The 12,828-nt window shown below is 67.0% G+C and carries 12 protein-coding genes; 5 read left to right on the forward strand and 7 right to left on the reverse strand.

Going from position 1 to position 12,828, the window contains the following annotated elements; genetic code table 11:
* The first annotated feature begins 9 nt into the window (after positions 1 to 9).
* From AB0G20_RS35150 to AB0G20_RS35160, 3 genes are all read left to right on the forward strand, one after another.
* Positions 10 to 423, forward strand: a complete 414-nt coding sequence (locus AB0G20_RS35150) for a hypothetical protein (protein WP_361309700.1) — start codon at positions 10 to 12, stop codon at positions 421 to 423.
* 85 nt (positions 424 to 508) lie between these two features.
* A complete protein-coding gene (locus AB0G20_RS35155) occupies positions 509 to 1,042 on the forward strand; it encodes a hypothetical protein (protein ID WP_361309702.1) in 534 nt (177 codons plus the stop codon).
* Positions 1,043 to 1,079: 37 nt separating this feature from the next.
* Complete coding sequence (locus AB0G20_RS35160) at positions 1,080 to 1,718, forward strand: hypothetical protein (protein WP_361309705.1); 639 nt, start codon at positions 1,080 to 1,082, stop codon at positions 1,716 to 1,718.
* A gap of 904 nt (positions 1,719 to 2,622) precedes the next feature.
* Here the strand turns inward: AB0G20_RS35160 and AB0G20_RS35165 are convergent.
* The 6 genes from AB0G20_RS35165 to AB0G20_RS35190 are packed head-to-tail and all read right to left on the reverse strand — an operon-like array spanning position 2,623 to position 6,661.
* Positions 2,623 to 3,189 (reverse strand): hypothetical protein, encoded by a 567-nt coding sequence (locus AB0G20_RS35165; RefSeq protein WP_361309708.1) that lies wholly within the window; start codon positions 3,187 to 3,189, stop codon positions 2,623 to 2,625.
* Positions 3,190 to 3,204: 15 nt separating this feature from the next.
* A complete protein-coding gene (locus AB0G20_RS35170; RefSeq protein WP_361309710.1) occupies positions 3,205 to 3,783 on the reverse strand; it encodes a hypothetical protein in 579 nt (192 codons plus the stop codon).
* A complete protein-coding gene (locus tag AB0G20_RS35175) occupies positions 3,780 to 4,448 on the reverse strand; it encodes a hypothetical protein (RefSeq protein ID WP_361309713.1) in 669 nt (222 codons plus the stop codon). Before AB0G20_RS35175 ends, AB0G20_RS35170 begins: the two co-directional genes overlap by 4 nt.
* Positions 4,429 to 5,022: a hypothetical protein gene (locus AB0G20_RS35180; protein WP_361309716.1), complete on the reverse strand. Its 594-nt coding sequence runs from the start codon at positions 5,020 to 5,022 to the stop codon at positions 4,429 to 4,431. Before AB0G20_RS35180 ends, AB0G20_RS35175 begins: the two co-directional genes overlap by 20 nt.
* Before the next feature lie 32 nt (positions 5,023 to 5,054).
* Positions 5,055 to 6,302, reverse strand: a complete 1,248-nt coding sequence (locus tag AB0G20_RS35185) for a putative T7SS-secreted protein (protein WP_361309719.1) — start codon at positions 6,300 to 6,302, stop codon at positions 5,055 to 5,057.
* Positions 6,299 to 6,661, reverse strand: coding sequence for a hypothetical protein (locus AB0G20_RS35190; protein ID WP_361309722.1), 363 nt, complete (start codon positions 6,659 to 6,661; stop codon positions 6,299 to 6,301). The genes AB0G20_RS35185 and AB0G20_RS35190 overlap by 4 nt, the downstream gene beginning before the upstream one ends.
* A 91-nt stretch (positions 6,662 to 6,752) precedes the next feature.
* On the opposite strand from AB0G20_RS35190, the gene AB0G20_RS35195 reads away from it, so the two are divergent.
* On the forward strand, positions 6,753 to 7,433 hold the full coding sequence (locus AB0G20_RS35195; protein WP_361309725.1) for a hypothetical protein: 681 nt from the start codon (positions 6,753 to 6,755) through the stop codon (positions 7,431 to 7,433).
* Positions 7,434 to 7,512: 79 nt separating this feature from the next.
* Here the strand turns inward: AB0G20_RS35195 and AB0G20_RS35200 are convergent, their stop codons facing one another.
* Positions 7,513 to 7,815 carry a WXG100 family type VII secretion target gene (locus AB0G20_RS35200; protein ID WP_033309092.1) on the reverse strand — a complete coding sequence of 101 codons (303 nt, stop codon included), beginning with the start codon at positions 7,813 to 7,815 and terminating at the stop codon, positions 7,513 to 7,515.
* 376 nt (positions 7,816 to 8,191) lie between these two features.
* Here AB0G20_RS35200 and AB0G20_RS35205 point away from each other — a divergent pair, with 376 nt between their 5' ends.
* On the forward strand, positions 8,192 to 12,826 hold the full coding sequence (locus AB0G20_RS35205; RefSeq protein ID WP_361309728.1) for an FtsK/SpoIIIE domain-containing protein: 4,635 nt from the start codon (positions 8,192 to 8,194) through the stop codon (positions 12,824 to 12,826).
* Positions 12,827 to 12,828 lie beyond the last annotated feature (2 nt).

A 12,828-nucleotide genomic window follows, 5' to 3' on the forward strand; every position in this document is an offset into this window, starting at 1 on the left:
GGACCGATCATGGACCTGCCCTCCGCGCAACGCATTGTCGAAGCCGAAGCAGCCCGCACGGGACTCGGCACCGGCCCCAACCGGCGGCTCAGGCTTACTCTGTTTATCGGAATGCCGCTGGTATTCCCGGTGATCGGAATCATGATCCTCGTGCCGAAGTCTCTAAGAGATGACGTTCTTTACGCCTATGAGGCCGGGATCATCGGCTGCCTCCTGCACTATGCCTGGGTCTTCGCGAAGTACCCCCGATATGCGGGACGTCCGCCATACCTCACCAGAGATCTCGCCATGGGTAGCGGCTTCTTCCTGCCTTCTTTGATGCTCGGCTTCTGGCCGGGCATCATCGCCGCCCCGGCGTGGGCCCTTTTCGTTGGCGTTACTTACGCCGTGGAAGTGATGCGGGAGCACCATGACCGCCACTGAGCACCGACGGGCACCGAACGGCTTCAACCTCGTGCCACCGCCCGGCTGGGACGTGATTCCTCTGCACACAGGCACCGAGGAAGCAATGGACCGCATCGTTCGCAAGGCCGTCGCACAGCTTCCCGTCGGCTTTCCCAAGGACGACATTCCGAAGGCCCGACTGAAACTCACGCAAGAGATAAAGAAGGTCGTCCGCCGGGCCAGGGCCAAAGGGGGAATGACCCTCTACCTCCCCACCGAACGCCTCCATGGCGTCGCACTGCCCGTCTCGATCGTGGCCTCCGAGCCGATCGAGATTCCGCGGGTCACGCCCGACAGCGGCCCAGAGACGGTCCTGGCCGCGCTCGCCTCCGAAACCCCCGGAGCCGAGTTGCGGGAGCTCGACGACACCGCGGCCCTCCGCTCAGAGCGAGATGTAGCCGCCGACGCGGCCCAGGGCGTCGACGTCGCTCACCGCCGGGTCGAGTACCTCGTGCCGATCCCGGACAGCGCGCCTGACCAGTACCTCACCTTCTCCTTCAGCGCACTGATCGCACCCGGCTCGGATCCCGCCTTCTACGACACCCTCGTGGAGCTGTTCGACGCCGTGATGAGCACCTTCCGCTGGAGCTACGCCTGAACGCCCCTGCCCACGCCCCTGACGAAAGAGACCGCTCATGTCCGAAGGCACCCTGTGGAGCGCCGACCTCGGTGCGCTCCACGTCGATACGGATGCCAATACGGGCCTCTGGGGCTACCTATGGCTCCAGACGGACAAGAAGACCTTCAAAGAATGGCTGGACCAGCACCTGATCGGCTTGGCCGCCATTCACAACATCGAACTCACCCGTAAGCTCCGCCGCTTCCACAGGAACTTCTACGAGCAGACGATCGTCATCTTGCGAGACAAACTCCAGGCCGACGAAGCGTTTATTTACCACCCAGTTCCACTCACCTACATGCCCCTGGTGATGCACGCCACCCGCATCCACTGCGAAGCCCCTGACACGGCCTCCTGTGAGGGGTTCAGTGCGCCGACCGTGCCACACCAGGACATTCCCGAGTGGCAGCAACGCACCGGCAGCATTCCTTTCGCCTCCCCACATCTGGGCGAGGACGGCATCCGGGTCACCCGCTCCTACCCGGCGGACAGCACCATCATGATGACCTCCGTGACCTATCACTGGCACACCCCGCCCGGCATCCCCGACGTCTGCCTCCGTGGGCACCACGACGATCCGGAAGTGATGGCCGCGGCATTGGAGGCGCTGGACGACTTCGCGCGGACGCTCCGGCTTCCCAGGACGGCCCATTGACCGGCGCCGCCGCGGGCGGTTCGAGCGGTGAGCGGTGATGTCGTTGTCCGGTCATGCTTCGTGAGATCACTGGGCCGGCACGGGCAGCCGCTGCGCTGCAAGGGGTACGAGCGGCAAGGAGCAGGAGAGCTGGAGCGACCGCCTCTCCAGCCGTCTCGCCCCGTTCCGCCCGGCTCCGGGCCTGGCCCGCCGCATCGGCAGTCGGCTGCGGCACCGCACCCCCGGGTTGATTTCATCGTGCAATCTTCGTGAAGAGCTCTTCACACCGAAGGCCGCCCATTTCATGAACTTTCACAGGCCCGCCTTTCGTAAGAGGTGCGCCCGACAGTTGGGCATTCCCAACTCCACCCCCACCCCCACCCCCAGAAATCGCCCAGCCTCCACCGAGAACTTCGCGCTGGCGAACCGCGGAACTCAGCAGATACCGTCGGTGTCACCTGGCAGACCTCTCTCGCTTCTCGGGGGAGTCACTTGAAGCGTCGCCTTCCGCTCCGCACGCCGCCGCGCATCACCTGTGCAGGCCCACTCAACGGACACTACGGCCGCGACATCAGCCACCGCATGCTCGCGGCCGACACCCGCTGACCCGGCACAGGCGGGGTCCGCCACTCCGCAGGCCGCCATCCACCGACAGAGACTGAGCGCCACCATGAGCGATCTGCGCCTCGAAGACACCGTGTTCGAGCACTTGAAGAAGACCTTCTCCTCCATCAGCGACCGCATGGAGGACGCGCGCCGCGACCTTCGAGGCGCCGACTCCTCGGCCGTCGGCGAGAGCCAACTCATCGAAGACGTCCAGGACTTCGCCGACGACTGGGGCTACGGCATCAAGCAACGTCATTCATCGATCCGACGGATGTGCCGACCGATACAACCGATCACTGATTCGCGGTGGAGGCGGCCTTCACCTGCGAGCGGCGCGGCTCTTCCCTTTGCCCTTCTTCCGAAGCCTCCGCACCCGCGCCTGCTCCAGCGCGAGTTTGTCCGCTGCCCGCGCACTGGCCCAGTGGTGGACGGACCAGCCGACCAGGCCGGCAGTGACGACGTAGGCGAGGAACGCGGTGCCTGTCCCCGGGATGTATGCGCAACTCGTCGAACGACAGTTCCTGGCACGCAAGCCACTCAGCAGGTAGAAAAGCGGCCCGAAAGCGGCCGCGCAACACAGCGCTGTTCCCGCGGATCGCAGTCCACGCGCCAGGCGGGTTTCGCCCGAGACTCCGGGGGTGCAACGCAGCCCTCCGATCACCCCCAGCACGGTGATCAACGCGAGGGCCGCACCCAGCGCCCAAGAGCCTCCGGGCAGTCCCAACACGGTCGGGATGGTCTCGCGTGCGAACCCCTTCCACAGGCCCGTGAGCAGCAGCACCAGTCCCGTGCCGACCACCAGGCAGAGGATCACTACGGCGATTCCCAAGCCATCGCGCACTCCCGAGCGCCGATCGGCGCCCGTCTCATCAACTTGCCTCTGCATCTGTCTCCCTCCGAGTCACTCCACCCACCGAAGTGAGCCCGCGATGGCGTCACACAAGCGCCCCATCGGACCGGCCATCCCGGTGAGCGGAGACGAGAAGGAGAGCGTCAGGTAACCGACCTCGCCGGGCATCAGAACATGGACGTTCAACGTGGTGGCACCGAGAACGCGGACAGCCGGCCCTGCCGTCAGCTCCACCACCGACACGTGCCGCCGTCCTGCACCGTCAGGCTCTCGCAGTTCGAGCCAAGCAGCGTACTTCTCCGGGTCAGCTGGGGTATCGCCCAGCGGAATCACCGACACCAGGAGCGAGGCCGGGAGGCCACCGTCCCGTGAGGTCGTCAGGAGGAAGAACTCCATGGCTCCGCGAGTCCGGCCGGCCTCAGCGGTGTTGCGCAGTGTGGTCCAGACGTGTCGTTTGAGTTCAGCGGAGACGTGCCGACCCTCCGACTGAGCGTCGACGAACGTCTTGAGCTGAGCGCGCCAGCGGTCTCGCATGAGGTCGACACGGAACCACTCGCGAGGAACCAGCAGCTTGTAGTCCCTGGGCGCCCCCACCCTCGGTGAGGTACCGCCCGGTGCCGGCTCCTTCATCCCGGCATCACCAGCGGCGCTCCGTCGATGTCGAAGAAGCGGACGCTCTTCACGACCCCGGCGAACATGGCGGAAAAGACGTCCCACCCTTCGACCGTCGGCGTGCCCATCTCCAGCAGCAGGACGGTCCCGTTGTTCAGGGGAATCTGCACCTGTATGAAAGACGTCCAGATCGGCTCGTCCTGGCCCGACTGGGTCAAACTGCCGTCGACGTTGGAAGACCGGTTGCCGACGCATGTCACGGCAGGGCCGCAGGGCAGCTGCACTTCTTCGATCTGTCCGAGCTCCAGGTGCCGCATCGTGGTCGCGATGAAGCCCACCGGATTGGCGCCGGCTCGCTCGTCGAGGTCCAGGAGGCTGACATTCACCGTGGCCGTGCAGCGGACGCCGTCGACCTCCGTGGTGACGAAGCCGGCGTACTGCACGCCCGCCTCGATGAACTCGTCGTAGTGCGCCGCGCACATCGCGGCGTACTGCACCTGCACTTCCTCGTCGGCACCGGGCAACGCCTGCTTGGCCAGCTCGACCAGTTGCCCAGCCAGCTCATCCAGGTCATCCGCCTCGAAGGGCAGCTCGAGGAAACCCTCCGGCATGATCCAACGGACCTCTATCCCGCCGCTGTCCGTCAGACTGCGCCGGGCTTCGTCAACGGTGTCCGTGGTCATCTGCACCTTCACTCTCGGACTGTTCGCGATCGTCCACTTCAGGACGGAATGTCGCTGCGAAGGGGTAGGGCCCGTAGTGCGGATAGTGAGCGGGGATGTCCGCCCCTCCCCGTCGAGCGATGTGCGCGATCTTTCGGTACCTGGCCGCCCGTGCCCGCAGGTTCTGTTGGACCGGGTCGCCCCAGTGCGACATCGCACTGCGCACGAAGAAGAAGACCTGAGTCACCACGACGGTGATGGCGACCGCCAGATAGGCGTTGCGGGGGGCGGCGGTCTCCCAGTACTGAGCCACACCGCCCCAATAGAGCACGGCCCCGAGGCCCACGAAGGCCAAGGGCACTCCATGCGCGAAGCCCGCCTTGAACATGTCCTCTTCGTCGTGATGGCGCCGACGCAGCATTGTCAGCACCGCCCGGTCGTCAAGGAAGTCGAACCGCAGTTCCTGCTCTGCTTGCTTCGCAGCTCGATTCGCTTCGGGGACAGCAGCGATCACCGAGCCACTGACCAATGTGGCGACGTCACCGCCCCGGCGTCCTATGAACTCCCATTCCTTCAGTTCGTCATTGTCGTTCACAGCATCTGCCCTCCTCGGACATGCCCCGAGACCTACGCCGCCAGAGCCGTGTTGAATGCCTTGGGTGTGACACTCGGGGCGGGGCCGGGTGAGGGAGACGGCGAAGGAGTCGGCTTTGCGGCCTCCGGCTCCTGGTATCCCGTCTTCTCGCCGTTCTCACCGCTGAGCATCCTGTGCAAGGCGCTGCCGAGCCCCATGCCCTTGACCACCGCCGTGACCTTCCTGCCGTCGACGAGCTCGTTGCGCGCCACCCTGCCCAGGACCTTGTTGGTCACCGTGACAGCGACCCCATTCAGGAACGCGTGCCCAATTCCGTCCATCGCCGCCATGCCCCGGAACGACCCAATGGTCTTGAGACTTCCGAATGCCTTGACTTTCGCGAGCCCCTTGAGGCCGGTCAGAGCCCTGAACCCCTTCAAGGCCCCCATGCCCGGCAGAATCCCGAGCGCATCGGCTCCCAGCTTCAGCCAGTCGACCTTCCCCCCGCGCACTGACATGTCGTACGCATGGCCAGCGAGCGCGGCGGCACTGGACAGCACGGCAAGAGTCGCAAAAATGGGAGTCAGGAACTGCAACGGCGGAACGAAAGCACAGATGACGGCCAGCACGGACAGCACAGCTGAGATGTTCGACAGCATATCCGCCCAGTCAGCCAAGAAGTTCATGAACCCGCCTGGGTCCCGAACCGCATCGTGATGCACAACGTTCTTGATATGACGAGCAGCCTTGTCCCCCGCATCGTCGTAGATTTCCCTGGCGTCCTTCACAGCCTTCCGGGAATCACCGAGGCGAAGCAAAGCCTCGGAGCGCTTTTTGACCCAGCGGTCGTACTCGTCCTTCTCTGCCGCCGGAATGTTCCGCATCGGGTATTTATCGTCGTACTTCTGCACCTCACGGTCCGCAAGGTCGTGGTCGCTCTTGGCTTCGCGATAGTCGCTCAGCGCCTTGTCGGCCTTTCGCTGCGCACGGCGCATCTCGCTGGCGAACTGGTCCGAGCTCCCTTCGCGCACGTCTTCTCCGATGGCTTTGGCCGCCTCGTCGTAGCGCTCGAAAGACTTCTTCAGCTTGTCCGCCGTGCCACCGGCCAGCTCATGGAAACCCTTACCGGCCTCGCTGTCCCAACCCTCCACGGACGCAAGCGCCTTGATGACCCGTGACTGCTCTTCGATCATGTTGGCCATCTTGCGCAACTTGCGCCCCAGCTCGGCCACTTCCTCCGGATCGCCCGGCGTAGGGTCGTCATGCCACAGAGGCGGCCAGTCGGCGTCCGTCCTGCTCACTTCTTCCCCTTGCTCTGCGCCTTGGCATCCCGGATGGCCTGTGCCAACTTCTGATCGACTTCGTCGTACGCCTTGGCGGCTGTTGAGGTGAACTCGGCCAGCAGCTCAAGTTCCTTCATCAGTTTCTTCCGAGTTTTCTTCCAGGTGTCCCCGAATTCAGAGAAGGCATCTTTCAAGCCGCCATGACCGATAGCTCGGCCATACTCATCCGCGGGATTACCATGCCGCTCGAATTCGCCGTGAATCTTGGTGAGATCGCGCGAGCATCGCTTGATGGCGGCAAGGTCCGCCTTGATATGGTCCCCCATGAATACTTCTCTTTCTGGTTTCTCTCGGTTAAACAGGATGCGCTTGAGCACAGGCCGGACGTTCGTCACTCCACTTCGCGCCCGGCACCCGATACGCTCTCGGCATACCGAACTTTTCCGCGTCGACAAGGAGAGTCGTGACGTGACATCCAGGGGCAAGCAGCGCGTGATAGCGGACCGCCTCGGCATCCACGCCGAAGCGGGGGAATGGTGCACGATCGACAAGATCCCGCAACCCCCCGCGGAGGTGCTTCAGGCTGCCGGTTCCCCTCGACTCCGGCCGGGAAGACTGCGCCCGCTGGGCATGCTCGGTGCAGTCCTCGCTGTACCGTTCATGCCCCTCCTCATGCTGCTGACCCTTCTGTCCAACATGGAAGAAGCGTTCAAGCGGGCCCTCGCCACACAAGGCGAGAAGGAACGACTGCGAGCCAAGGACGAGGACGACAGGCGTCGGGACGCCACGGTTGCCGAACAAGGGCTCGACCGGGTCTTCGACGGTAACTGGCAGGGCAACGCCGGGCAGTTCCTGCTGCAGTGGTACAGCCACTCGACTCACCATCAGCGGCTGTTGCTCGCCACCAAGGACGGGATCGTCCTGGCAGCTCCACCGCAGCGGATCACCGTGGGAAGGGAGAAGGCCATGCAGATCGTCGCCCGGCTCCCCGCCTCCGAAGCCACCCTCGTCGACCCGTTCTCCGGCGAGTTCGAGACGAGGATGTTGCTCATGCGTTTTCGTGACGGGTCCTGGCTTCGCGTCGAGACGGAAGAGCTCCGCAGCGACCTCCACACCTACCTGCTCCGGCAGCCTCTCCCCGACAACTGACGAGTCCCACCGGTGGGTCGCCGGCCGGGTGCCGGGCGCCGGCGGTATCCGCTGCCGGCGCCCGGGCAAGCCCCTGGCTCTACTTGCTCCGAGCCTGCTTGGCCAGCTCCTCGTCGATCTGCTCGAACTTGTCCGCAGCCATGGTCAGGTAGTCACCCATGCCGTCCAGACCGTCCAGCGTGTCCTTCATGCCGCGCACGAACTCGTCGAAGTTCTCGTCGAACGCCTTCGACGAGCTCTTCGTGACGTAGCCGCCCTGCACGAGGTTGTTGATGTACTTCTTCAGGCCCTCGAGCTTCTCCTGGAGCTTTTCCTTCTCCTTCACGACATGCTTGGCTGCATCCCGCATGTCCTGATATGTGACATCAAGGTCCTTGGCCATGAAGCCGCTCCCTCTCGCAACGCCGCAGGGCCAACCCCCGTGGCTTCCCTGTTTGCGGACTCACCGGCCCGGAAGCCGAGTTGCAGTCACAGCCGGCAACCGGTGTGATCGTCCGCTCTTGCGTCAGCAGCTTACGGGTGTGGCCTGTGGTGCCCCATACCCGCCTTGTGAACGAGACGTCATGAAAGCGTGGACGCCGTTGCCATCGGGAACGTCACGGCGCATCCCCATTGCCCCGCCGTCGTACCGAACGGATATCGTCCCTGTACCGCTGGGACCCGCGTGACCGAGGAGATCGGCACAGCGGAGGAACAGCGGAACCAGCGACAGACACCACAGCGGCCGTACCGGCCCAGTGGCACGGGGAGGACAAGTCGTGCGCCTGGCTCTGACCGTCGTCGACCCGTACGGCGGTGGCACCGTCGACGTCGTGCTCGATGCCGATCCTGAGTCCACCGTGGGGGACATCGCGCAGGAGCTGGCCAAGCAGGTGGGGCACAGCGGGGCGCAGGTCATCCCGCTCGGGCAGCACCGGCACGCGCCGGCCAACAACGCGCCCCTCGTGTACGTGGACGGGTACGCCGTCGATCCCAACGCCACCGTCGTCGGATCGCCCCTGCGTGAGGGTGCCGTCGTCAGTCTGCAGGATCCCTCCGGGTGTCTTCCGGGGGAACCGACCGGGCTCGTCGAGCTGCGTGTCGTCGGCGGGCCCGCGGCCGGGTTCGTGCACCGGCTCGGCGTCGGGCGTTACGACATCGGCAGCGGGGCGGCGTCGTACGTCCGGATCGACGATCCCGAGGTCGACGCCCGGGCCCTCACCCTCTCGGTCGCCACCGACGGCACCTGCCAGGTCGCCGTGCACATGGACAAGGAACACGTCACCCTCGACGGCAAGTCCCTCGCAGAGAAGGAAGAGGACGAGCCGAGCGGCAAGAAGAGCGGCAAGAAGAAGGACCAGGAGAAGAAGGAAGAGAAGAAGGACGGCCCCACCGAGTGGCCCCTCGGCGCTCAGATCGCCGTCGGCAACACCCTTCTCGAACTCATCCGGTACACACCCCCGAACGCCGCCCTCAAGTGGTCCGACGACGGCATCGGCCTCGACTACAACCGCCCCCCGCGGCTGCGTCCGCCCGAGCGGCAGACCAGCTTCCGGCTGCCGTCGCCGCCCCGTGAGTACGAGGCCAGGCCGCTGCCCTGGCTGATGGCGCTCACGCCGCTGGTCGGTGCCGTCGTGTCGGTGATGATCTTCCAGCGCTGGTACTACCTGATCATGGCTGCCCTCAGCCCGATCCTGCTCTTCGCCAACTACTACAACGACAAGAAGCACGGGCGTAAGTCGCACGCCAAGCAGGTCAAGGAGTACGAGGAGCAGAAGGAGCGGATCGAGAAGGACGCCCAGGACGCGCTGGTCGCCGAGCGGAACGACCGGCGGCAGGCCATACCCGACCCGGCGACCGTGCTCGCCCTCGGAACCGGGCCCCGTACCCGTCTGTGGGAGCGGCGCCGCACCGACCGCGACCACCTCCTGATCCGTTTCGGCACCGGGCAGTTGCCCTCCGAGGTGGTGCTCGACGACCCGGAGCAGGACGACCACCGCCGCCAGGTGACCTGGAAGATCGAGGACGCCCCGGTCGCGCTGCACCTGCGCACCCTCGGTGTCGTCGGCATGGCCGGGCCCGGCGACTCCGCCCGGTCCCTCGGGCGCTGGGCCGTCGCGCAGACCGCGGCGCTGCACAGCCCGATGGACGTGCAGTTCTACGTGCTGAGCGACAACGCCGCGCAGGAGTCCTGGGACTGGGTGCGCTGGCTGCCGCACGCGCGGCCGTCCGGCGGGCAGGACGTCAACGCGCTCATCGGGACGGACGCCGAGACCGTCGGCGCCCGCATCGGCGAGCTGACGCAGATCCTCGACGCGCGCAAGAAGGCCGCCGAGGAGAACAAGTCGCAGGGCAATTCGAGCTTCGGCGACCCCGACATCGTGGTGGTGTGGGACGGGTCGCGGCGTCTCAGGTCCCTCCCCGGCGTCGTACGGCTGCTGCGCGAAGGGCCGTCCGTGTCCATGTTCGCCATCTGCCTGGACGCCGAGGAGCGGTTCCTGCCCGGCGAGTGCCAGGCGTACGTCGTGGCCGAGCCGAAGGCCGAGGAGTACCAGCCGGCCACCCAGCAGGTGCAGCAGTCCCCGCAGGTCGCCGGCGGATTCCCCTCGTTCCAGGCCTGGCACACCACCGCGCTCCAGCCCGAACAGGCCGAACGCACCGAGCAGTTGCGCCTGCGCGTCGAGGAGGCCGGTGCGGAGCGGCTGAAGGACGTGCGGCCCGACTTCGTCTCCGCCGCCTGGTGTCTTCGCCTGGCCCGGTCGCTGTCGCCGCTGCGTGACATCAGCGGCGAGACCGAGGACTCGGCGCTCCCGGGTTCGAGCCGGCTGCTGGACGTGCTGCAGCTGGAGCCGCCGACCAGTGACGCGATCGTCGCCCGCTGGCGGATGGGCGGGCAGTCGACGCTGGCCGTCATCGGTGAGTCGTACGACGGGCCGTTCGGCCTCGACATCCGCAAGGACGGTCCGCACGGTCTGATCGCCGGTACGACCGGTTCGGGTAAGTCGGAGCTGCTGCAGACCATCGTGGCGGCGCTGGCGGTGGCGAACACGCCCGAGAACATGACGTTCGTGCTGGTCGACTACAAGGGTGGCGCGGCGTTCAAGGACTGTGTGCACCTGCCGCACACCGTCGGCATGGTCACCGACCTCGACGCCCACCTCGTGGAGCGGGCCCTGGAGTCGCTGGGTGCGGAGCTGCACCGGCGCGAGCACATCCTGGCCGCCGCCGACGCCAAGGACATCGAGGACTACCAGGACCTGGTGCGCCGGGATCCGTCGCACCAGCCGGTGCCCCGACTGCTCATCGTCATCGACGAGTTCGCCTCGATGGTGCGTGACCTGCCCGACTTCGTCACGGGGCTCGTGAACATCGCCCAGCGTGGCCGGTCCCTCGGCATTCACCTGCTGCTGGCCACACAGCGCCCGTCGGGTGTCGTCTCGCCCGAGATCCGCGCCAACACCAACCTCCGTATCGCGCTGCGGGTGACGGACGGCGGCGAGTCGTCGGACGTCATCGACTCGCCCGAGGCCGGGCACATCTCCAAGAACACCCCGGGTCGCGCGTACGCCCGGCTCGGGCACGCCTCCCTGGTGCCCTTCCAGTCCGGGCGCGTCGGTGGCCGCCGGCCCGGCGCCGCCGACCCTGCCGTGCTGATGCCCTGGGTGGGCCCGCTGACCTGGGAGGACCTGGGCCGGGCGGCGCTGGTCAAGCCGAAGGCCGAGTCCCGTGAGGACGAGGAGATCACGGACCTGAAGGTCCTCGTCGACACCATCCGCGACGCCAACGCCTCCCTCGGCATCCCGCCGCAGCACAGCCCGTGGCTGCCCGCCCTGGACGAGACGCTGCTGCTGGACGACGTGGAGCTGCCCGCGTTCGCCGGCGGCCCCGGCAAGCTGCCGCCGGCCCCGTACGGCATCGAGGACCTGCCCGCGAGCCAGTCGCGCCGCCCGGTCGCCGTGGACTTCTCCACCTTCGGCCACCTCATGATCGGCGGCGCCCCGCGCAGCGGCCGCTCCCAGGTGCTGCGCACCCTCGCCGGTTCCATCGCCCGTACGCACTCCGTCGCCGACGTGCACCTCTACGGCATCGACTGCGGCAACGGCGCGCTCAACGCGCTGACGCGGCTGCCGCACTGCGGTGCGGTGGTGAGCCGTAACCAGACCGAGCGGGTCGTGCGGCTGGTCAACCGGCTCAAGGGCGAGATGAGCCGCCGCCAGGACGTGCTGTCGGAGAAGGGCTTCGCGGACATCGGCGAGCAGCGGGCGTCGGTCGCCGAGGACGAGCGGCTGCCGCACATCGTGGTGCTGCTGGACCGCTGGGAGGGCTGGGTGCCCACCCTCGGCGAAGTCGACCACGGGTCGCTGACCGACGAGTTGCAGACGATGATGCGCGAGGGCGCGAGCGTCGGCATCCACCTGGTCCTGACGGGTGACCGCACCCTCCTGGTGGGCCGCATCGCGACCCTCACCGAGGACAAGTACGGTCTGCGGCTCGCCGACCGCAGCGACTTCTCCGCGCTCGGCATCCCGGCCCGCAAGGTGCCGGAGGAGATTCCGCCGGGGCGTGCGTTCCGCAACGAGTTCGGTACGGAGACGCAGTTCGCGCTGCTCGCGCAGGACACCACCGGTCAGGGGCAGGCCGCGGCGCTGGCGGCGATCGGCGAGGCGGCCACGGCCCGTGACGCCGACGTGCCGCGCTCGCGCCGCCCGTTCCGGGTCGACAGCCTGCCCAGCCGCATCGCCTTCCCGGAGGCGTGGGAGATGCGCGACCCGGACGCGTCCCGTTCGCGTCTGTGGGGTCTGGTCGGCATCGGCGGCGACGAGATCATCGGCTTCGGCCCCGATCTGGCCCAGGGCGTACCGGCGTTCGTCATCGCCGGCCCGGCGAAGTCGGGCCGCTCGACGGTCCTGCTGAACTTCGCCCACTCGTTCCTGGCCCAGGGCACCCGCCTGGTCATCGCGGCCCCGCGGCAGTCCCCGCTCCGCGGTCTCGACGGCACGGACGGCGTGCTGAAGGTCTTCACCGGTGACGACATCGACGAGGACGAGTTCGAGGAGCTCATCGACCAGGCGTCCCTGGAGGAGCCGATCGCCGTCCTCGTCGACGACGGCGAGCTCCTGGAGGACTGTGACGCCGAGAGCCAGATGAAGAAGCTGGTCTCCCGCGGCGCGGAGCGCGGGCTCGCGCTCGTCATCGCCGGTGACGAGGAGGACGTGTGCAGCGGCTTCTCGGGCTGGCAGGTCGACGCGAAGAAGGCCCGCCGGGGCATCCTGCTCTCCCCCCAGGAGTCCTCCAGCGGCGACCTCGTCGGCGTCCGTCTCAACCGCAGCATGGTCGGCGGCCAGGTCGCCCCCGGCAAGGGCATGCTCCACCTCGGCGACGGGGAGCTGCGTACGGTCGTCATCCCGGGGTGAGG

The organism is Streptomyces sp. NPDC024017, assembly GCF_040638895.1.
GTDB lineage: Bacteria > Actinomycetota > Actinomycetes > Streptomycetales > Streptomycetaceae > Streptomyces.